The 21089-nt window shown below is 63.3% G+C and carries 18 protein-coding genes; 3 read left to right on the top strand and 15 right to left on the bottom strand.

Features of this window, described 5'->3' with window-relative positions:
* Positions 1-13: 13 nt before the first annotated feature.
* The 12 genes from dapA to VKS22_09000 all read right to left on the bottom strand — a co-directional run bounded on the left by dapA (position 14) and on the right by VKS22_09000 (position 12856).
* Entirely contained in the window at positions 14-886 is an 873-nt protein-coding gene (gene dapA / locus VKS22_08945) for a 4-hydroxy-tetrahydrodipicolinate synthase (protein HLW70733.1), read from the bottom strand.
* A 19-nt stretch (positions 887-905) separates the two neighbouring features.
* Complete coding sequence (gene dapF, locus VKS22_08950) at positions 906-1799, bottom strand: diaminopimelate epimerase (protein HLW70734.1); 894 nt, start codon at positions 1797-1799, stop codon at positions 906-908.
* A 40-nt stretch (positions 1800-1839) separates the two neighbouring features.
* A complete protein-coding gene (lysA, locus tag VKS22_08955; protein ID HLW70735.1) occupies positions 1840-3108 on the bottom strand; it encodes a diaminopimelate decarboxylase in 1269 nt (422 codons plus the stop codon).
* A gap of 96 nt (positions 3109-3204) precedes the next feature.
* Entirely contained in the window at positions 3205-3717 is a 513-nt protein-coding gene (locus VKS22_08960) for a hypothetical protein (protein ID HLW70736.1), read from the bottom strand.
* Entirely contained in the window at positions 3714-5153 is a 1440-nt protein-coding gene (gene argH / locus VKS22_08965; protein ID HLW70737.1) for an argininosuccinate lyase, read from the bottom strand. Before argH ends, VKS22_08960 begins: the two co-directional genes overlap by 4 nt.
* Before the next feature lie 241 nt (positions 5154-5394).
* On the bottom strand, positions 5395-6624 hold the full coding sequence (locus VKS22_08970; GenBank protein HLW70738.1) for an argininosuccinate synthase: 1230 nt from the start codon (positions 6622-6624) through the stop codon (positions 5395-5397).
* Between the two features lie 45 nt (positions 6625-6669).
* Entirely contained in the window at positions 6670-7617 is a 948-nt protein-coding gene (gene argF, locus VKS22_08975; protein ID HLW70739.1) for an ornithine carbamoyltransferase, read from the bottom strand.
* A 56-nt stretch (positions 7618-7673) separates the two neighbouring features.
* Positions 7674-8861 (bottom strand): aspartate aminotransferase family protein, encoded by a 1188-nt coding sequence (locus VKS22_08980; protein HLW70740.1) that lies wholly within the window; start codon positions 8859-8861, stop codon positions 7674-7676.
* Positions 8858-9808 (bottom strand): acetylglutamate kinase, encoded by a 951-nt coding sequence (argB, locus tag VKS22_08985; GenBank protein ID HLW70741.1) that lies wholly within the window; start codon positions 9806-9808, stop codon positions 8858-8860. Before argB ends, VKS22_08980 begins: the two co-directional genes overlap by 4 nt.
* A gap of 47 nt (positions 9809-9855) precedes the next feature.
* Entirely contained in the window at positions 9856-11232 is a 1377-nt protein-coding gene (gene hslU / locus VKS22_08990) for an ATP-dependent protease ATPase subunit HslU (GenBank protein HLW70742.1), read from the bottom strand.
* Positions 11233-11358: 126 nt separating this feature from the next.
* On the bottom strand, positions 11359-11919 hold the full coding sequence (gene hslV / locus VKS22_08995; GenBank protein ID HLW70743.1) for an ATP-dependent protease subunit HslV: 561 nt from the start codon (positions 11917-11919) through the stop codon (positions 11359-11361).
* Positions 11906-12856 (bottom strand): tyrosine-type recombinase/integrase, encoded by a 951-nt coding sequence (locus VKS22_09000; GenBank protein ID HLW70744.1) that lies wholly within the window; start codon positions 12854-12856, stop codon positions 11906-11908. Before VKS22_09000 ends, hslV begins: the two co-directional genes overlap by 14 nt.
* Before the next feature lie 354 nt (positions 12857-13210).
* On the opposite strand from VKS22_09000, the gene glmU reads away from it, so the two are divergent.
* The 3 genes from glmU to VKS22_09015 all read left to right on the top strand — a co-directional run bounded on the left by glmU (position 13211) and on the right by VKS22_09015 (position 17902).
* Positions 13211-14653: a bifunctional UDP-N-acetylglucosamine diphosphorylase/glucosamine-1-phosphate N-acetyltransferase GlmU gene (gene glmU / locus VKS22_09005; protein ID HLW70745.1), complete on the top strand. Its 1443-nt coding sequence runs from the start codon at positions 13211-13213 to the stop codon at positions 14651-14653.
* 197 nt (positions 14654-14850) lie between these two features.
* Positions 14851-16671, top strand: coding sequence for a glutamine--fructose-6-phosphate transaminase (isomerizing) (gene glmS, locus VKS22_09010; GenBank protein HLW70746.1), 1821 nt, complete (start codon positions 14851-14853; stop codon positions 16669-16671).
* Positions 16672-16717: 46 nt separating this feature from the next.
* Positions 16718-17902 (top strand): CoA transferase, encoded by a 1185-nt coding sequence (locus VKS22_09015; GenBank protein HLW70747.1) that lies wholly within the window; start codon positions 16718-16720, stop codon positions 17900-17902.
* Between the two features lie 16 nt (positions 17903-17918).
* On the opposite strand, the gene pyrF is transcribed toward VKS22_09015, so the two are convergent.
* From pyrF to VKS22_09030, 3 genes are all read right to left on the bottom strand, one after another.
* Positions 17919-18788 (bottom strand): orotidine-5'-phosphate decarboxylase, encoded by an 870-nt coding sequence (pyrF, locus tag VKS22_09020; protein ID HLW70748.1) that lies wholly within the window; start codon positions 18786-18788, stop codon positions 17919-17921.
* On the bottom strand, positions 18785-19546 hold the full coding sequence (locus tag VKS22_09025; GenBank protein HLW70749.1) for a DNA-3-methyladenine glycosylase: 762 nt from the start codon (positions 19544-19546) through the stop codon (positions 18785-18787). The genes pyrF and VKS22_09025 overlap by 4 nt, the downstream gene beginning before the upstream one ends.
* 33 nt (positions 19547-19579) lie before the next feature.
* Positions 19580-21089: ABC transporter substrate-binding protein (locus tag VKS22_09030; GenBank protein ID HLW70750.1), on the bottom strand; the 1510-nt coding region annotated here is incomplete at its 5' end.

The following is a 21089-nucleotide window of genomic DNA, read 5'->3' on the forward strand; positions in this document are numbered from 1 at the left end:
TAGCGTCAGAGTATCACGTCAGCCGCAGCTCTTTCATCACGGAACGCAGGCGGTCGGCAGCCCCCGCGGTCAGCGGAATCAGCGGCATCCGCATCTCGTTAGTGCATTTGCCCATAAACGCGCAAGCCTGCTTGATCGGAATCGGATTGGTCTCGGTGAAGAGCGCGCGCATCAGCGGGATCATCTTGAAATGGATTTCGCGCGCCCGCGTGAAGTCACCTGCGAGCGCCGCCGCCGCGAGATCGTGCGTTTCGCGCGGCATCACGTTGCTGATGACAGCGATCACGCCCCGCGCGCCCATCGCCATCAGCGGCAACGTCAGCGAATCGTCGCCGGAGAGCATCGCGAGGCGATCGCCGCAAAGCTTCAGGATGTCGGAGCATTGATCCATCGAGCCTGAGGCTTCCTTGACGCCCACGATCTGCTTGATCTCGCACATCCGAGCGAAGGTTTCCGGCAGGATATTCGAGCCGGTGCGGCCGGGGATGTTGTAAACGATCAGCGGGAGATCGACGCTCGCCGCAATCATCTTATAGTGTTTGTAGATGCCCTCCTGCGTGGGCTTGTTGTAATAGGGAGAGATGAGCAGGGCGCCGTCGGCGCGGACCTCGCGCGCGAAGGTGGTGAGGCGAATCGCCTCGGCGGTTGAGTTCGAGCCGGTGCCCGCAATCACTGGGATGCGACCGCGCGCCTGCTTGACCACGAGTGTGATCACCTGTTCATGCTCGGCGTGTGTGAGCGTGGCTGACTCACCGGTTGAGCCGCACGGCACCAGACCATCGATCCCCGACTGGATTTGCCATTCGACCAGATCGCGCAACGCGGTTTCGTCTACTGCGCCGTCGCGAAAAGGCGTGATTAATGCTGAAAAGGCTCCGCTGAACATCGTCTATAACCTCCCCGGGCTATGGCCTCCCGGCGGCGATCAGTTCATTATCGCCGACTTCGATTTCGCCGCGAAACACTTCGACCGCTTCGCCGGTCATAAAGACATGATTCGTGCCTTGGCCCGCAGCGCGCCACTCGATTTCAAGATTGCCGCCGCGTAACTCGATCGTTGCCTTACGAGCCGCACGCTCGGTCAGTACCGCAGCGACCAATGCGGCGCAGGCGCCGGTGCCGCAAGCGAGCGTTTCGCCCGAGCCGCGCTCCCATACGCGCATCCGCAAACGAGTGCGGGACAAGGGCAAAATGAACTCGGTGTTGACGCGGCGCGGGAAAAACGGGTGATTTTCAAACTGGCGCCCGAGCCGCGCGAACTCGAAGACGTCAAGCGCGAAGACGCTTTCGTCCGGGACAAACACCACGCAATGCGGATTGCCCATCGAGACCGCGGTGATGCGCTCGACGCGGCCGGCGACTTCGAGCGGGTAGTCGACGACGCGACCGTCGTGCGCGACCGGAATCTGGCGTTCGTCGAGGATTGGCTCGCCCATATCCACAGTGGCCGCGACACGGCCGCCGCCGAACTCGAGCGTGATCGTCTTGATGCCGCAATCGGTATCGACCTTGAGCGTATTGCTCTTGCTGCCCGAAACCTCGTGGTGAAGGCGCGCGACGCAGCGGATTCCGTTGCCGCACATCTCGCCGCGGCTGCCGTCGGCGTTGTACATCTCCATCCGCACGTCGGCCTTGGAGGACGGGCAGAGCAGAATGAGACCGTCACCGCCAATCCCGAAGCGGCGGTCGGCGATGCGCTGCGCCAATGCGCCGGGGTCCGCGGGCCGGATCCGATCGGCGACGACATAGATGTAGTCATTGCCGCAGCCGTGCATCTTGACGAAAGGTAACTTCTTCACTTTTTCACTGGAGTGCTTTCACGCAATTCCCTGACCCAACTTAAGCATCGGGACCCGGCTTGAGCGTCACGAGTTTTTCGCCGCGAATAATATCCTCGAAACTGTCGCGCTGGCGCACCACCGCAAACTCCGAGCCGTTGACGATGACCTCGGCGGGGCGCGGCCGGCTGTTGTAGTTCGAGGCCATCACAAAGCCGTAGGCGCCGGCGCTCATCACCGCGAGCAGGTCGCCGGTGCGGGCCTCGGGCAATTCGCGCTCGCGCGCAAAGAAGTCGCCGCTCTCGCATACTGGACCAACGACGTCAGCAGTGACGAGATTGCGCCCCTCCCGCTTCACCACGGGGCGGATATCGTGGAAGGCTTCGTAGAGGACCGGGCGGATCAGGTCATTCATCGCGCCGTCGATCACGATGAAGCGTTTGACGTCGGTCTCCTTGACGTAAAGCACCTTGGTTACGAGGATGCCGGCGTTGCCGACCAAGACGCGGCCAGGCTCGATGATAAATTTAATACCTAGTCCGCGCAGGGGTCCCATCAGGGCCGCAGCATACTCCGACGGCGGTGGCGGCTCTTCCTGGTAGGGGATGCCGAGGCCGCCGCCAAGATCGAGATACTTGAGCGCGATACCGTCCGCGCGGAGATCGCGAACAATCTTAGCGACTTTCTGCGCCGCCTCGATGAACGGGCCAATGTCAGTGATCTGCGAGCCGATATGCGTGCTCAGTCCGGCCAGTTCGAGCCGCGGCAAGCTACGTGCATCAGCATAGTACTCACCAACCTGTGACAGCGGGATGCCGAACTTGCTGTCGCGATGGCCGGTAGAAATGTGCGGATGAGTGCCGGGATCGAGATCGGGGTTGACGCGCAGGCTGACAGGTGCGTCGACGCCCATCCGACTGGCGACCGCGGAGACGCGGCCAAGCTCCGGTCGCGACTCGACATTGATCATCAGGATCTTCGCCGCGAGCGCCGCCTCGATCTCCTCGTCGGTCTTGCCGACGCCGGAAAACACGATCTTGCGCGGATCGGCGCCGGCGCGGATACAGCGCATCAGCTCGCCCACCGAAACGATATCGAAGCCCGCGCCCATCTCGCCGAAGAGCTTGAGGACGCTGAGATTCGACAGCGCCTTCATCGCGAAACAGATCATTACGTCGGAGCCCTTGAAGGCGTCGCTCAGGACGCGGTAATGGCGGCGCAGGGTGCGAGCGCTATAAACGTAGAGCGGGGTTCCGAGCTCCTGGGCGAGGCTGGAGATCGCAACGTCTTCGGCGAAAAGTTCCGCATTTTTGTAGGTGAAATAGTTCATTTAACTCTAGGGGCTGCGGTCGCAACTCGTGCTGGATTTTTACCACACGCCGAACCTCGTCCCAAACGACGCGCGCCTGTGGGCCGTGGCTCGCGGCTACGGCAGTGGAGCCGGGGTGGGTAACGCGTAGGTCGCCGGATTGGGAGGCGGCAGCGGCTTGACGCGCGTGAAGCCGACCTCGTTGGACGCGTCGCTGGTATAGCCATCGCTGGTTTCAGAAACCACCTGATAGCGGTAGCGATCGCCGATCACGGTCTCCGCGTCGAGATAGTCAAATTCGTGCTGGACTGAAAAGCGCTGCTGATCGGTAACCGGGATTTTCACCAGCGCGACCATCGGCGCGTCACCCTCGGCCCGCAGGATGACGAAACCGCTCAGGTCACGCATCGAGTGACCTCCGGTCAAGCGAATCGGGCGCGACCACGCGAGCTTGATCCCGTGAGGATCTGCCAGCGCGCGCAAATCTAGGATGCGCTCCGGCCGCGCCAACTCGGGTGGCAGCGGCGCGCTCTTCACGCCACAGCCCGCGCCGAAAGCGGCGACGAAGACCAAGGCCAGCCAGAGCGCTGTCCTGCGCCATGTTGTTGGAGTCGCCGTCATCGGAGTCATCGCAAACCTCGTCCCGAGCCGAGCCGCTGGATCCGACGGCGAACGGTGTCCGGCGCCGGACCACCAGGTAATTTGCGGGCGCGCAACGAGTTATCAACAGTGAGAGCTTTCAAAGCATCGGCGGCGAATTTCGCCGAATGGCGCCGCAGGTCGTCGAGCGTCAGCTCGTCGAAGGAGCGACCGCGAGCGACGGTATCGCGCACCAGCCCGCCGACTGCTTCGTGCGCCTCGCGAAATGGCACGCTGCGCGCGACGAGGTATTCGGCGAGATCGGTGGCGAGAGCGAAGCCGCCCGCGGCCTTGCGCATCGTGGCAGGCTTGAACGCAAGGCGATCCCAGAACTGCGCCAGCAGCGTCAGGCTCGGCGTCAAGGTATCGACCACATCGAACACGCGTTCCTTATCCTCCTGCAGGTCGGAATTATAAGCCAGCGGGAGGCCTTTGAGCACGGTGAGCATCGCAATCAGCGCGCCGACGACGCGGCCGGTTTTGCCGCGAACCAGTTCGAGCAGGTCGGGATTTTTTTTCTGCGGCATCATCGAGCTGCCGGTGGCGAACTCATCCGGCAGCTCGGCAAAGCCGAACTCCGCCGTGGTCCAGAGGATGATCTCCTCGGCCATCCGCGATAAGTGCACTGCGAGGATCGCCGCGGCGCTCAGGAAGTCAAGCGCGAAATCGCGGTCTGACACGGCGTCGATACTATTCTCGCAGATCTTAGGGAAGCCCAGTTCACGTGCGACCATCTCGCGGTCGATCGGCAACGTTGTGCCGGCGAGCGCCCCGGCGCCGAGCGGCATCACATTGGTGCGCGCGCCCGCCTGCACCAGGCGCTCGTGATCGCGGCCCAGCATTTCGACATACGCGAGCAGATGATGCGCCAACGTCACCGGCTGCGCGCGCTGCAGATGCGTATAGCCGGGCATGGCCGTCTCGACGTGGTCGCGCGCGACGCGCAGTAGCGTCCGGCGCAGTCCCTCCACGAGTTTGCTGATCTGACTGATCTGTTCGCGCAGATATAAGCGCAAATCCAGAGCAACCTGATCGTTGCGCGAGCGCGCCGTATGCAATTTCTGACCGGCGGCGCCGATCTTTGCGGTCAGGCGGCGCTCGATCGCAAGATGGATATCCTCGTCGGCGAAATCGAAGCGAAACTCCCCGGCGTCGATTTCGCACTCGATTGCGCGCAGGCCCGCGACGATGCGAGCAGCTTCGCCGGCGGTCAGGATTTTGACTTTCGCCAGCATCTGCGCGTGGGCGATCGAGCCGCGGATATCGTGACGATAGAGGCGGCGATCAAACGGGAGCGAGGCGGTGAAGGCTTCGACCGCCGGCATCCGCGGGCGCTTGAAGCGGCCGCGCAGCAGGTTTTTGCTCGCGACCGCAGCGGGCTCGACGGCTGCTCCTGCGCCTTTCGCCGCCTTGCTTTCGCGCCGCACTTTAATCACCGGACACAATGGAGTTGCCGGAAACCGCAGAGCGCCGCAAGCACCGCCAGCTCAGCGCATCGGTGGAGTACGACAGAGACAGCCGCGCGCCGCGCAACTCAGTGCGCCATTGGGATGGGTAACATGCACGTCCAATTTGTGATTGCATTTCGGGCATTCGCCGGCGCGAGGGCGCGGCACCAGTTTCGGCGCGCTGCGCGCAGGACGGAATTGGATCACTTTGCCCATGCAGTTATGCCTTCCCGCGACGCCGCTCGTCGATCCGCGCGAGCGCCCGCAGCCGCAATCCACCGAGCCGGATAAAGCCCTCGGCGTCGGCCTGCCTATAGCCGCCGGCCTCCTCAAAGCTTGCGATCATTGGATCGTAGAGCGAGTTTTCCGAGCGGCGTCCGGCGATCGCGGCATTCCCTTTGTACAGCTTCAGCCGCGCCGTGCCGCTAACGTTTTTTTGCGTGTCGTCGATCAAAGCCTGCAAAGCCTCGCGCTCGGGCGTGAACCAATGGCCATTGTAAACGAACTCCGCGTAGCGCGGGACGAGTCCGTCGCGCAGATGCATCACCTCGCGATCGAGCGTCAATTGCTCGACCGCCCGATGGGCGTGCAGGAGCAAGGTTACACCCGGGGTCTCGTAGACGCCGCGCGACTTGATCCCGACGTAACGATTTTCGACCAGATCAGCGCGACCGACGCCGTGACGCCCGCCGATTTGATTCGCCCGTTCGATCAAGGCCGCCGGTTCAAGCCGCTCGCCATTGAGCGCGACCGGGTCGCCGCGTTCGTACTCGACCTCGAGGTACTCGGGCTGTGCAGGCGCTTTTTCCGGGGCGATCGTCATGCGGAACATATCTTCATAGGGCTCGCGCCATGGATCCTCAAGCACCCCGCCTTCGTAGCTGACGTGGACCAGATTACGATCCATCGAGTAAGGCTTTTCGGCCGTGACCGGCACCGGGATTTTCTTCTCGGCCGCATACGCGATCATATCGGCGCGCCCTTTGAACGGCCAGTCCGGATGCCGCCACGGAGCAACGATCTTTAGTTCAGGCGCGAGCCGCGCGAACGCGAGTTCAAAACGCACCTGATCGTTGCCCTTCCCGGTCGCGCCATGCGCAACCGCGTCGGCGCCCTCGCGCCGCGCGATCTCTACCTGCTTGCGTGCGATCACCGGGCGCGCGATCGAGGTTCCGAGCAGGTAGTAACTCTCGTAGAGCGCATTCGCCCGCATCATCGGGAAGACAAATTCGCGGGCGAATTCCTCGCGCAGGTCCTCGAGATAAAGTTTGCTCGCGCCGGTGGCGAGCGCCTTGGCCTCGAGCCCTTCGGTCTCCTCGGCTTGTCCAACGTCGGCGCAGTAGCTAACCACTTCGCAGCCGTAATAGTCCTTGAGCCAGCGCAGAATCACGGAGGTGTCGAGCCCGCCGGAATAGGCGAGCACGATTTTGCGTATAGTGGCGGCAGGCATCTTGTGCGGCTCGAACTTTACCGGCTGACCTTTACGAATTGGCCTTTACAGACTAACTGACGTGCTGCCCGCGTAGTCGAGAACTTCGGGGCGTAGCAGCCAAACCATGATCGCCTTCTGGGCATGGAGGCGATTTTCCGCCTGCTCAAGAACCATCGACCGCGGACCGTCAATAACGTCGTCGGTAATTTCCTCACCGCGATGAGCCGGCAGACAATGCATCACGACGGCGTCGCGGCGGGCGTGTTTGAGTAGTGCGCTGTTGATCTGAAAATCTTTGAAGTCGCGGCGGCGTTGCGCGGCCTCAGCCTCCTGGCCCATCGAGGTCCAAGTGTCGGTGTAGATTACGTCGGCGTCGCGTACTGCGGCGATCGGATCATGCGTGAGCAGGCCCAGCTCGTCGCGGCGGAGGCGTGTAACGAAGCTCTTCTCGGGCTCGTAGCCGGACGGGCAGGCGACGCGCAAATCAAAGCGAATCAGCGCGGCGGCTTCGATCCAGCTCTGCGCGAGATTGAAGCCGTCACCGACGAAGGCGATCTTGAGCTTGCGCAGTTCGCCGTAGCGCTCGTGCAGCACTTGCAGGTCGGCGAGCAGTTGGCAGGGATGGAGCAAATCGGTCAGCGCGTTGATCACAGGAACCGACGCCGACGCCGCCAACTCGACACAGGTGGCGTGCAGGAAAGTGCGAATCATGATCAGGTCGACCCAGCGCGACAGGTTGCGGGCGACGTCCTTGACGGACTCGCGCTCGCCAATCCCGATATCCTGCGGCGCCAGATAGATGGCGTGGCCGCCCAACTGCGCCATCCCGGTCTCGAAGGTGATCCGCGTGCGCAAGGAAGGCTTCTGAAAAATCATCGCCAGGGTTTTGCCGCGCAGATAGGGATGATCGAGGCCGCTTTTGAGCTCCGCTTTGAGCCGCGCCGCCAGGCGCAGCAGCCTGCTCAATTCAGCCGGCGTCAGAGAACTCAAATCCAGAAAATCGCGCTTCATAGGCGCGGGACCGGGCTGACCTTTGGGAACAGCCGTGGTTTGCGCCTTGGCCGCCATCATGCCGCAGCCGCGCGGATCGCCCGTTCGATAATCGCTAGGCCGGAGTCGGCCTGCTCGCGCGTAAGCGTCAGCGGCGGCAACAGCCGCAGCACCGTTTCGGCCGTGCCGTTAACCACGAGTTTTTCGCCATAGCAGGCATCGACGACGGGTTTGGCCGGATGCTTGAGCACGACCCCGATGATCATCGCGGCGCCGCGGACCTCGCGGACGTTCGGGCAGGTTTGTGCGATTTCGCGCAAACGCTTGATGAGGTAGTTGCCGACTTCGGCGCCATTCGCGATCGCACCGTCGTGCTCGAGCGCGTCAAAGACCGCCAGCGCCGCGGCGCAGGCGATCGGATTGCCGCCGAAAGTCGAGCCGTGTGTGCCAGGCGAAAAAGCCGCAGCGATTTCAGACTTCGCGACCATCGCCCCAATCGGCACGCCGCCGCCCAGCGCCTTCGCCAGCGTGATGATGTCGGGCTTGATCCCGCTGTGTTGGTAGCCGAACAGTTTCCCGGTCCGTCCCATGCCTGTTTGCACTTCGTCGACGATCAGCAGAATCTTCGCGCGATCGCAGAGCTCGCGCAGCCGTGGGAGGTAGTCCGGATGAGGCGTCACGACGCCGCCTTCACCCTGGATCGGCTCGACCATCACCGCCGCGGTCTGATCGGTCAGCGCGCGCTCAACCGCCGCGACGTCGTCGTATGGGACCAGTTTGAAGCCCGGCACGAGCGGCTGAAAGCCCAGATGATATTTCTCCTGACCGGTCGCGCTCAGCGAGCCGAAGGTGCGGCCGTGGAAGGAGCCGAGCGTCGTGACGAACTCGAAACGGCCGTTGGCGTGGCCCCATCGGCGCGCGAGTTTCAGTGCGGCCTCGACCGCCTCGGCGCCCGAGTTAGCGAAGAAGACGCGGCCGTCGCCGAAGGCGTGGCCGATGCGCGCCGCCAGCAGCGCCATTGGCTCGGTATGAAAAACATTGCAGGCGTGAGTCAGTTTGTCGGCCTGATCTTTGATCGCCTTGACCACGCGCGGGTTGCCGTGGCCGAGGCTGGTCACCGCCAGGCCGCAGAAAAAATCGAGATAGCGGTTGCCGTCGGCATCGTAGAGGTAGGCGCCTTCACCGCGCATAAACGCGATCGGCATGCAGCCATAATTGAGAGTGACGTTGGCGTGCGCCAACTCGACGATTTCGGCGTTGTTCATCGCTGGCCTTGCGCTCCATCCCGCGCGCGGCCATTGAGCCGCGCAACCTTCCCGCGCTGAATAGTTTCCCGCCGCTGCACAACTTCAGTGCCGACACCGGCGTCCGTCAGAATCTCGAGCAGCACTGCATGGCCGACGCGCCCATCGATCACGTGCGCACTGATCGCTCCGGCGCTCAGCGCGTCGAGACAGCATTCGACCTTGGGGATCATCCCTTCAGCGATCGTACCCGAGCTTATCATCCTGCGCGCCTGCGTCGCATACAGCGTGGGAACTAACTCGCCGCCGGCATTTTTCACGCCCTCAACGTCAGTCAGCAGGATTAGCTTTTCCGCCTTGAGCGCGCCCGCCAGCGCGCCTGCGGCGACGTCGGCGTTAATATTGTAGGTCATCCCGTCGCGGCCGATTCCTACCGGCGCGACCACCGGGATAAAGCCCGCCTGTTCGAGCGCGATCAGGGCCGCGGGATTAACTTCAGCTATTTCACCTACCAGCCCGAGATCGAGTTTCGCCAAGCGGCCGTTCGCCTCCTTCACCGCAAGCAACATCTTGCGCGCGACGAAGAGATAGCCGTCCTTGCCCGAGAGGCCGACAGCGCGGCCACCCTGCCGCCAGATCAGCGCCACGATCTCTTTGTTAATTTTCTGGAGCACCATCTCAGCCGCGTCCATTGCGGCCTCGTCGGTCACACGCATCCCGCGTACGAAGCTGGACTTGAGGCCGAGCTTGCCGATGAGCTCAGTGATTTGCGGCCCGCCGCCGTGCACCACTACCGCCTTGATGCCGACCGATTCTAGCATCACGATGTCCTGCGCGAAGCTTGTCCGCAGTTCCGGCGTGAGCATCGCATGGCCGCCGTACTTGATGACAAAGGTGCGGCCGCGAAAGCGCTGGATATAGGGCAGCGCCTCGGCGAGAATCTGCGCCCGCTCGAGGGGATTATTCACGGCGCCGTTTCGCTCGCTGTTTTCGCCCGCTGCAACCCGTGCGCCTTCTACAAAATATAGCGCGAGAGGTCCTCATTCTTGAGGATTGGATCGAGCCGTTGATGGACGTAGGCGGCGTCGACGTTGACCTCTTCGCCGCCGCGCTCGGGCGCGTTGAAGGAGAGATCTTCGAGCAGCCGTTCGAGCACCGTATGGAGCCGCCGCGCACCGATATTCTCCGACCGCGCATTAACCTGCGCCGCGATTTCGGCGAGCGCCGCCACCGCGTCGGCGGCAAAGTGCAGGCGGACTTTTTCGGTTTCCAGTAGCGCAACGTATTGCCTGGTAAGGGCGTTTTCGGGTTCGGTCAGGATGCGGATAAAGTCCGCCTGGGTCAAGGCCTTCAGCTCGACGCGAATCGGGAAGCGGCCCTGAAACTCAGGAATCAAATCCGACGGCCTTGAGGTATGAAATGCGCCCGACGCCACGAACAGGATGTGGTCCGTGCGCACCGCGCCGTACTTGGTATTTACGGTTGAGCCCTCCACGATCGGTAGCAGGTCGCGCTGCACGCCCTCGCGCGAGACGTCGGGTCCGTGCGCCGACTCGCGTCCGGCGATTTTGTCGATCTCGTCGATAAAGACGATGCCCGACTGCTCCGCGCGCAGAATCGCCTCGCGCGTGACGTTTTCCATATCGACCAGGCGGGCCGCCTCTTCCTGACTCAGAATTTCGAGCGCTTCGGGGACTTTGACCTTACGCTGGCGCGTCTTCTTCGGCATGATCTGGCTGAACAGCTCTTTCATGTTCGCGCCCATCTCCTCCATGCCTTGAGGCGCCAGCACTTCGACCATCGGGATCGATTGGGCGCTCACTTCGATCTCGACCTCGCGCTCGTTGAGGTAGCCGTCGCGCAGCAGCTTGCGCAGCTTCTCGCGGGTTTCGCCGTGCGAATCCGGGCCGGCGACGCTCAGATTGCCGTGCTCGTCGAGCGCCGCGGCGCGACGAGTCTTGCCGGCCGGCGCCGGATATAAAATATCGAGCAGGCGCTCCTCGGCGCCCTCGCGCGCCTTGACTTGGACGCGTTCGCGCTCCTCCTCGCGGACCATCTTCACGGCGATCTCCGCGAGGTCGCGGATCATCGATTCGACGTCGCGCCCGACATAACCGACCTCGGTGTAACGCGAGGCCTCGACCTTGACGAACGGGGCCTGCGCGAGTTTTGCCAGCCGGCGCGCGATTTCGGTCTTGCCGATCCCAGTCGGTCCGATCATCAGGATATTCTTGGGCGCGATCTCGTCGCGCAGCTCGGGCGCGACGTTCTGCCGCCGCCAGCGATTGCGCAGCGCGATCGCCACCGCGCGCTTGGCGTCGTGCTGGCCAACAATATAGCGGTCGAGTTCGGAAACGATCTCCCGGGGCGTCATTACGTGCGAAGCAGCCATGGTTTATTTTGTCCCGCGCCGCCCGGAAAACCAAATTGTTGGATTCAACTCAATCCTGCGGCGAGGTCCGCCACCGACGAGAGAGATGTCGCGCAACTAACCGGGCGATGGGAGGGTAGTAGCCGCCTACAGCTCTTCGATCACAAACTGATCGTTAGTATAAACGCAGATTTCAGCAGCGATCGTCATCGCGCCTTCAGCGATCGTGCGCGCGGTCAGGTCCTTACCAAAGCGTACTAGAGCGCGCGCAGCTGACAGGGCGTAGTTGCCACCTGATCCGATCGCCAGCAATCCGTCGTCTGGTTCAATCACGTCGCCCGCTCCGGAGATGAGCAAGGAATTCTCGACGTCGGCGACAATCAGCATCGCCTCAAGTCGGCGAAGGATACGATCGGTTCGCCAATCCTTCGCCATCTCGACCGCGGCCCGACGCAGATTGCCGTTGAACTCCTGCAGCTTGCCTTCAAATTTATCGAACAGCGTCAGGGCGTCGGCGGTCGAGCCTGCGAAGCCCGAGAGCACCGCGTCGTTATGCAGTCGGCGGACCTTGCGTGCGCCGCGCTTCATGATGGTCTGGCCGACGCTCACCTGCCCGTCACCCGCCATCACGACCTTGCCCTGAAAGCGCACGCACAAAATGGTCGTCGAACGGACGCGGGTTTCGGGATCTCGTTCAGGCGCGGGGATGGGCACGACGGTAAACCTCTTTCAGATGACGCACGCTGACATGAGTATAGCGCTGCGTAGTGGCGAGACTCGAATGGCCGAGCATCTCCTGAATCGAGCGCAGGTCGGCGCCGGCGTTGAGCAGATGCGTCGCGAAGCAGTGGCGCAGACCATGCGGCGTCAGGGGCGTCTCGAGGCCGGCAACGGTCAGCCGGCGCTCGAGCATCTTCTGCACGGAGCGCGCGGTCAAACGCCCGCCGCGCAGATTGGTGATGACTGGGTCATCTGGTGAGGACGCGACCGGCATCGCGGCGCGCCAGCGGTGCAGCGCGTCGAGCGCGAGCTCGCCGATTGGAATGAAACGGTCCTTATTACCTTTGCCGGCCCGCACCATCACCATCCCGAGTTCCTGATCGACGTCGCGCCAGCATAGGCCGGTCAGCTCACTGACGCGGAGGCCGCTCGAATAGAGGATTTCCATGATAGCGCGATCGCGGATCGCAGCCGGTCGCTCGGGTTCGCCACCCCCTTCGATCAGGATCGCGACGGCCTCTTCGCCGGCGACCTGGGGCAGCCGCTTATCGACCTTCGGCGAGCGCATGCTCCGCGCCGGATTCAGCTTGCCCGTCATGGCTTCACGCCATCGGAAGAAGGCTTTGATCGCGAAGAGGCGGCGCTGGATAGTCGCGCGCGCAGCGGGCGTTTTCATCATAGCGGCGAGGTAATTGCGCACATGATCGGCGGTGATCGCGTCAAGCATGACCCGCTTGCCGCCGGCGTCGAGGGCGCTGCGGCCACTCGTCAGGTAGCCGTGGAAATCCTTGAGATCCCGTCGATAGCTGCTAACGGTATTTTTTGCCGCCCGCGTCGCCCCCAGCATCGCCGCCGAAAATGCTTCGATCTCCTCAACCATCTCCGCCTCGCCGCCCGCCCCGCTTCCAGCTATAGAATGTAGCACGGCTGGCTACGGCCCAAATGCTTATGAATTGCTTTCATTGCGGGCGTGAGGTGGAGGGCAAGGAACGCGTGGGCTTTCGCGATCGTTGTGCGGCCTGCGACCGCCCGCTCCATGCCTGTCTTAACTGCGATTTCTACGATCGCAGCTATAATAACGAGTGCCGTGAGACGGAAGCGGGATGCATCGTCGATAAGGATCGGACGAATTTTTGTGATTTCTTCGCTCCGCAGCGCGCGGCGATCAAGCCCCCGGCCCCCGATGCCCGCGGAAAGCTTGAGGCATTGTTCAAAAGGAAATCTTGAGCTTTCCGGCTAACGCCTCGGGGCGCTCCATCCGCTAAACTCGATAGCTCGGATGGAAAATCATCAAAGTCATCTAGGTGCGATAGTTCTTGCCGCGGGATTGGGCACGCGGATGCGCTCGGCACGCGCGAAAGTCCTGCACGAGTTGGCCGGCGAGCCGATGATCGCGCGGAGTCTGCGGGCTATCGCGGCGCTGGCGCCCGACCCGCTCGTAGTGGTAGTCGGTCATCAGGCGCGTGAGGTCGAGGCCGCGGCGCGGCGCGCGGTTGCGAACGCACCCCTGCTATTTGCGCAGCAGCCTGAGCAGCGCGGCACCGGCGACGCGGCGCGCCGCGCCTTCGACGCGTTGCCAGGAAATTTTGCCGGCGATCTGCTGATCGGCTGCGGCGACATGCCGATGCTCGAATCCGCGACCTTGCGCAGCTTCGTCGCCGACCATCGTGCGCACGGGCGCGTGCTTTCCTTCATCAGCGTGGTTCTCGACGATCCGGGCAACTATGGCCGTGTCATCCGCGATCGCGAAGGCGCCGTATGCGCGATCGTCGAGGCGCGGGACGCCGCGCCGGCCGAACGCGAGATCACGGAGATCAACAGCGGGATTTATCTGGTCGACGCCCACTTTCTGGGCCGCGCGCTGGTCGAAATCAATTCTGACAATGTGCAACAGGAATTCTATCTGACCGATATAGTCGCGCTCGCCCGCCGGGAGGGCGTCAACGTCAACGCCTGGCGAGTTGAGCAGGCAGATGAGTTCGCTGGAATTAATACGCGCGAGGAGCTGGCCCGCATGGACAGACAAATCCGCGATGAAACGAACCGCCGCTTGATGGCCGCGGGCGTCACGCTGATCGATCCTGCCACCGCCTATATTGGGTCAGAGGCGGAGATTGGCCGCGACACCACGATCGGTCCCAACGTGCAGATCAGCGGCAAGAGCCGCGTCGGCGCGGGAGTCGTGATCGAGGGGACGGCGTGGCTGCGCGACGTCGTGATCGGTGATCGCTGCCATCTGAAGCTCGGCGTGCGCGCGGAGAGTTGCGTGATTGGCGACGAGTGCGAGATCGGACCGTTCGCCAATCTGCGCGAGGGTACACAGCTGGAAGGGCATAACCGAATCGGCAATTTCGTCGAAACCAAGAACGCGCGAATCGGCCGCGGCACCAAGGCGAGCCATCTGAGCTATCTCGGCGACGCGCTCATCGGGCGCGAGACTAACGTCGGTTGCGGCGTCATCACGGTGAATTACGACGGCTACGACAAGCATCAGACGCGGATCGGCGACAACTGCATGGTCGGCTGCGATACGCAGCTCATCGCGCCGATCGCGGTCGGCAACGACGTTTACGTCGCGTCGGGAACGACCCTGGTGCGTGACGTCGCTGACGGCGCGCTCGTCATGTCGCAGCATCCGCAGCGCGAGAAGGCGGGTTGGACCGCGGACTGGCATAAGCGGCACGCGAATCATCCGAAGGCGCGCGGTAGTGACAAGGTTTGACTTTATGCACGGCTCCTCGATTTTTGACGCAGCTCCAGGGGGCGGCCGAGTCCGCGAGGCGCGGCCTCAGTCCAGCCGCCCTGACAAAACTTTGAACGCAACTCGCAGACTAGTTTGCTCGTTGCGCTTCGCTCCACTGGCGCTCGCCTACTCGCTCCGCGCGGCGGCTGTGCGCCACTAGCGTTATGTGTGGAATCATGGGATATGTCGGGCCGCGCGAGGCGGCGCCGATTCTGCTGCGCGGCCTGCGCCGCCTCGAATATCGCGGTTACGATTCGGCCGGGATCGCGATACTGGTCGGCGGCAAGCGCCTCGAGATCCGACGCGCCGTCGGCAAACTCGACAATCTGTACAAGCTGCTCGACGGCGCGCCACTTGCCGGTCACATCGGAATGGGGCATACGCGCTGGGCCACGCATGGCCGGCCCTCCGAGACCAACGCGCATCCGCATCAGGCGGGGCCCGTCGCCGTGATTCACAACGGCATCATCGAGAATTACGTCGCGCTGCGGGAGAGCTTGCTCAAGCGCAGCCATAGGCTTAAGTCGGAGACCGACACCGAACTGATCTCTCATCTGATCGAAGAACGGCTGCGGGATAGCTTGACCTTGGCCGAGGCAGTCCGCGCGGTGATTCAGGAATTACGGGGATCCTTCTCGATCGTCGTGCTCTCAGAGACCGAGCCGGGCAAACTGGTCGCCGCCAAAACCGCGACGCCCCTGGTGCTCGGTTTCGGCGACGGCGAGAACTTCGTGGCTTCGGACATTCCGGCGATTCTCGAGCATACGCGGCGCGCGCTCGTGCTTGAAGACGGCGAGATGGCGGAAATAAGCGCTGACGAGATTCGGCTCACAAGCTTCGCCGGCGCGCCGATCGTGCGCGCGCCGCGCACTATCGAATGGGACGCGGTGGCCGCGACCAAGGGCGGCTACCAGCATTATCTGCGCAAGGAGATCGCCGAGCAGCCGCAGGCCTGGATCGATACGCTGAGCGGGCGCGCGAGCGCCGGTTCGGCTGAAGTGCGCTTCGAGTCGGAGCTGCTGCCGGCCGGCGGCGCCGAAGCGATCCGGCGAATCGTGATGGTCTCGGCCGGCGCGTCGTGGATCTCGTCGCAAATCGGCAAGTTCATGATCGAGGAGCTGTGCGGCATTCCCGCGGAGGTCGATTACTCGGCAGAATTTCGCTATCGCAGCCCTGCCGTCGATGATCACACGCTGGTCGTTGCGGTGTCGCAATCGGGCGAGACCGCTGACACGCTCGCGGCGATGGAGGAGGCGAAACGACGTGGCAGCCATCTCTTGGCGCTGACCAACACCGTCGATTCGTCGATCGCGCGCAAGGCCGACGGCCAGTTGTACACACGCTGCGGGCCCGAGATCAGTGTGACGACGACGAAGTGTTTTCTCGCGCAGATCGAAGCTTTCTACTTATTTTCGATCCATCTCGCGGCGCGACTCGGACGACTCAAAGCGCAGCAGGCCGAGGAGCTGCTGCAACCGGTCTTTGCGATCCCTCATCAGATCGAGACGATCCTCACGCAGGAGCGCTTGATCGAGAAGATCGCGCGGAAATATGGCAAGGCCCGCGACTTCCTCTATCTCGGGCGCGGCATCAACTATCCGGTCGCGCTCGAAGGCGCGCTCAAGCTCAAGGAGATTTCCTACATTCACGCCGAGGGCTACTCGGCGGGCGAGATGAAGCATGGCCCGATCGCGCTGATCGACGAGGAGATGCCGGTCGTCGTGATCATCCCCAACGACAACGTATTCGACAAAACCATGTCGAATCTGAAGGAAGTCGAGTCGCGCAACGGCCGGATCATCGCAGTCACCGATCACGCCTCGCCGGAGCTGCGGGAAGTGGCGTGGGAGGTTATCGAGACACCGTCGAGCAATCGCTTCCTGATGCCGGTGCTGATGACAGTGCCGCTGCAGCTGCTGGCCTACCACATCGCAGTCTACCGCGGCACCGACGTCGATCAGCCGCGCAACCTGGCCAAGTCCGTCACGGTCGAGTGAGCCAAAGCCACTGGCTTTGTGCCTGACGCGGGTTCAGGAGTACCAAATGTCGGATTCGCGGCCGCTGGCCGGCCTCAAAGTGATCGACCTCACGCGCTACCTCGCGGGTCCCTTTTGCACGCAGATTCTTGGCGACTACGGCGCCGAGATCATCAAGGTTGAACCGGTCGAAGGCGCGCGCGCCGAGATGGGCGGCTACAGCGGCCGGGATTCGTACTTTTTCATGAGCACGAACCGCTCGAAGAAGAGCGTGCAAATCGCGACGCGCAATCCGGAGGGCCGCGCGGTGCTGCAGAAGCTGCTCGATGCGGCCGACGTGGTCATCGACAATTTTCGCCCAGGCGTGATGGAGACGATGGGCTTCGGTTACGCAGCCCTGGCGCGGCGCAATCCACGGATCATCGCCTGTAGCGTCTCGGGCTTCGGTCCGAACGGTCCGCTGCGCGACAACCCCGGCTTCGATCAGATCGCGCAGGGCTTCTCCGGCCTGATGAGCGTGACCGGAAGCCAAACGAGCGGGCCGACGCGGGTGGGTATCGCGATCTGCGATCTGCTCGGCGGCATCTTCGCCGCGAACGGAATTCTGCTCGCGCTCGAAGCGCGCCATCGGAGCGGACGCGGGCAGCAGGTCGAGACATCTTTGATCGAGGCGATTATCAGCGTGTTGAGCTGGTCGGCCGGGATCTACTTCGACACCGGGCAGAGCCCCGCGCCGGCCGGCAATCATCATCCGCTAGGATCTCCGCACGGCGTCTTTCAGGCGGCCGACCGGCCGTTCAATATCGCGGTTGGGAACGAGGCGATGTGGCGGAGTTTCGTCGAGCTGATCGGACGGCCCGAGTTGGCTCTGGATTCGCGCTTCGACCGGCTCGCGCATCGGCTCAAGTATCGTGCGGAGCTAAGCACAGAAATCAATCAGGCGCTCGCCGCATACCCCGCTGACTATTGGATCGGTCGCCTTAATGCCGGCGGCATTCCATCAGGGCCAATTTTGACGATCGCCGAGATGTTCAATCATCCGCAGATTGCGGCGCGCGAGATGCTCCTGCGGCTCGCCCATCCGGTGCACGGCGAAATCAAAACAACCGGTCTGGCGGTCAAATTGTCGGAGACCCCCGGCAGTGTCGCCCGCCCGCCGCTGCTGGGTGAGCATACCGAAGAGGTGCTGCGCGCGAGCGGCTATAGCATCGAAGAACTGGAGCGACTGCGCGCGGCGGGCGCGATCAAATAGATCGCGCCGGCGGGTTTCATCGAATTTGACGCGCGGCGAACGCGCGATTGAGATCGTCTTTCATCGCGCCGGCCGCCGCCGCGGCGGCCGCGCCGGGACGGCATTGCGGCTGCTGCAGATACGCATACATCAAGCTCCGGCTGGCGTTGACGATCACGCCGCGGCCGTCGGGTCGCGCGGCGGCGATCGCGTCGTCGGCGTCCGCGCCTTGAGCGCCATACCCCGGCACGAGCAGGACGCTGGCGGGCATCAGTTCACGGGCGCGCCGCGCGTGCTCCGGGTAAGTCGCGCCGACGACTGCGCCGACCGGGGATAAGTCATGCGCGCCGATGAAATCGCTGCCCCAGCCGTTCACCCGTTCGGCGACCATCTCCCACAGCGGACGTTCGGGCGCGAGACGATCCTGGAATTCGCCCGACGAAGGGTTCGAGGTTTTGACCAGGACGAACAGGCCGCGGCCGCGGCGGACGCGCGCGATAAAGGGGGCGAGCGCGTCGCTGCCGAGGTAGGGATTCACCGTCACCGCGTCGCAGCCGAAGTCGCCGTCACCGAGAAAGGCCTCGGCATAAGCGGCCGAGGTCGAACCGATATCGCCGCGCTTGGCATCCGCGATCGTGAGCAGTCCGAGCGAGCGGGCGAGGGCGAGCACCTCGACCAGCGCGCGCAGCCCGTCGAGTCCGCGGGCCTCGAAAAAAGCGAGCTGCGGCTTGATCGCGACAACGAAGGGCGCGCAGGCCTCGACAATTTCGCAGCAGAAGCGCGCGAGCGAGTAGCCCTCCGGGACGCCGCGCAACTTTGACGTATCGAGCTGCGGATCGACGCCGAGCACGGCAACGCTGCTCTTGGCCTCCTGCGCGGCGAGTAATCGATCGATGAAGTCGCTCATTTGGTTTTGGACGATCTTGCCGCCGCGAGCCGGCCGCGCCTCGCGGCTGGAGGCTTGGCCGGCAGTTTTTTGCTTCGCGCCACAGTGGCTTTCATCTGGACCGCGTCGGGCGTCACAATGCGGCCGCTCTGCCAAAGATACCACGCCGCGGCCGTGCGATAGGGACGCCAGCGCTCCCCCAGCTCACGCAACCCTTTTTCCGTAATCGGCACGTTTGCGCCGTAGTGGCGCGTCGCGGCGCTGCGCAAGCCGAGATCGCCGACCGCCAGGACGTCGGGCCGCCAGAGGTTGAACATCAGAAACATCTCGGCGGTCCAGCGCCCGATTCCACGCACTGCGGTCAGCTCTGCGATGATCTCCTCGTCGTCCAATTTGGGGAAGCGGCGGAAATTGATCCGACCATCGCGGACCTTAGCGGCAAGGTCGCGGATGTAAGCCATCTTGCCGCGCGACAAGCCGGCCTTGCGCAGATCTTCGTCGGAGGCTGCGGCGACTTTATCGGCGGAGGGGAAACGTCCGCCGCCGATCATCGCGACGAAGCGATTAAAGATCGCGAGGGCGGCGCTGCCGGCGAGCTGCTGGAAAATAATCGCGCGCACGAGAGCCTGGAAATTCTCGGGACGCCGCGTGATTTGCACGGGCCCGGCCTCGAGAATGATCCGGGCCATCACCGGATCGGTTTTTTGCAGATGGGCAACCGCCTCCAGCGCCCAGGGCGGCGTATGGGCGGCTTCTTTGGTTTTTTTCGCTTTTTTCACTTTTCTGCTTCGCGCAACGCGCTGCGATCAAAGTTAACTACTCGGGTGCGTGCGTGGAGACAACGAGATTTTCTCGAAGCGGGTCGGGCGCATCGGGTTCAGGATGTAATCCTTCACCCACGGCTGAAGAATGACGTAGGTCACGCGATGGTAGAGCGGGACCCACGGCGCGTCGGCCAGGATCATTTTCTGCGCGGCATCATAGAGCTGATAGCGCCGCTTCAGATCGCTGACCGGCGCAGCCTCGACGAGTAGCCGGTCCACGCCCGGATTGTCGTAGAACGTGTCGTTGTTCTCGCCCCACTGCTTCTTCGAAAAGAGCACGTCGAGAAAATTCGCCGGGTCGGGAAAGTCCGCCTCCCAGCCAAGGCTCGCGATCTCGACCGTGTCGGGCTGGCGCACCGCTTCGAGCAGCGGCGACCAGGCGAGCGGCTTGAGCACCGCGTGGACGCCAACGAGCGCGAGGTCCTGCTGGATCGATTCGACGAGAATCGTCTCGTTCTGGTCGGCGCGAAACCAGATTTGGGGCGCCAGATTGCGCGCGACGCCGGCGCTTTCGAGCAACGCGCGCGCCTTGCCGGGATCATAGGGATAGCCCGCGACCGAGGGATCATAGCCGGGCAGACCCGGCGCTAGGATACCTTCGGCAGCGACACCGCGGCCGTTCAACAGCGCGATCAGTTTGTCCTTGCGGATCGCGTAGTTGAAGGCGCGCCGCACGCGGACGTCATCGAACGGCTTCATCCGGCAGTTCATACCGAGATAGTCGGTGCTCAGCGTGACGATGTGCCGGGTCAGCGCCTTGAGCCGCGGAGTTTTCATGACATAGGGAAACTCGGCCGGAGGGATCGACGAAACGTCGATTTCGCCCGCCTCGAACTTGAGCCACTCGAGCTCGTCGCTGACGCCGATCTGCTCGACGATCGCGTCGAGGCGTGGTAATCCTGGCGCAAAATAATGCGGATTACGGATCAGTATCAGCCGCTGGCCGCCGAGCCACTGCGCGAGCATGAAGGGACCGCTGCCGACGACGTGTTGCGAAAAATCCTCACCCCAGCGCGCGGCGACTTCGCGCGGGACGGCCGCCGCAAACGGCATCGCGAGCTTGTGGATGAAGATCGGATCCGGCGCGACCAGGCGGAATCTGATGGTCCACGGATCCGGGGTTTCGATTCCAGTCACGTGCAGGGCGCGGCGCGCGACGAACGCTTCCGCGCCGACGATCGTGCGGTAGTACTCGAGCCCCTTCGAGCGGGTCGCCGGCGTCAGCACGCGTTCCACCGCGTACTTGAAATCCGCGCTGGTCACGCGGCGGCCGTTGGTGAAACTCGCGTCGTGGCGCAGATGGAAGATGACGCTGGTGGCGTCGGACGAAATCTCCCAGGTGAGTGCGAGGTCGGGCACGAGATTGACGCCGCCATCGCTGTAGCGCACGAGGGTATCGAAGATCATCTGCTCGAAGGTCCACGACGCGGTGTCGTAACCGGCCGCGGGATCAAGCGTCGGAATGTCGTCGAGTTCCGCCAGCCGCAGGACTTTTGCA

Source organism: Candidatus Binataceae bacterium (genome assembly GCA_035308025.1).
Taxonomy (GTDB): Bacteria; Desulfobacterota; Binatia; order Binatales; family Binataceae; genus JAJPHI01.

What these genes read in the sequence shown, in the direction of transcription:
- glmU (HLW70745.1), top strand. Translation starts at nt 13,211, where the DNA reads ATGGAAAATCATCAAAGTCATCTAGGTGCGATAGTTCTTGCCGCGGGA.
- glmS (HLW70746.1), top strand. Translation starts at nt 14,851, where the DNA reads ATGGGATATGTCGGGCCGCGCGAGGCGGCGCCGATTCTGCTGCGCGGC.
- dapA (HLW70733.1), bottom strand. Translation starts at nt 886, where the DNA reads ATGTTCAGCGGAGCCTTTTCAGCATTAATCACGCCTTTTCGCGACGGC.
- VKS22_09015 (HLW70747.1), top strand. Translation starts at nt 16,718, where the DNA reads ATGTCGGATTCGCGGCCGCTGGCCGGCCTCAAAGTGATCGACCTCACG.
- lysA (HLW70735.1), bottom strand. Translation starts at nt 3,108, where the DNA reads ATGAACTATTTCACCTACAAAAATGCGGAACTTTTCGCCGAAGACGTT.
- argF (HLW70739.1), bottom strand. Translation starts at nt 7,617, where the DNA reads ATGAAGCGCGATTTTCTGGATTTGAGTTCTCTGACGCCGGCTGAATTG.
- pyrF (HLW70748.1), bottom strand. Translation starts at nt 18,788, where the DNA reads ATGAGCGACTTCATCGATCGATTACTCGCCGCGCAGGAGGCCAAGAGC.
- VKS22_08980 (HLW70740.1), bottom strand. Translation starts at nt 8,861, where the DNA reads ATGAACAACGCCGAAATCGTCGAGTTGGCGCACGCCAACGTCACTCTC.
- VKS22_08970 (HLW70738.1), bottom strand. Translation starts at nt 6,624, where the DNA reads ATGCCTGCCGCCACTATACGCAAAATCGTGCTCGCCTATTCCGGCGGG.
- hslU (HLW70742.1), bottom strand. Translation starts at nt 11,232, where the DNA reads ATGGCTGCTTCGCACGTAATGACGCCCCGGGAGATCGTTTCCGAACTC.
- VKS22_08960 (HLW70736.1), bottom strand. Translation starts at nt 3,717, where the DNA reads ATGACTCCGATGACGGCGACTCCAACAACATGGCGCAGGACAGCGCTC.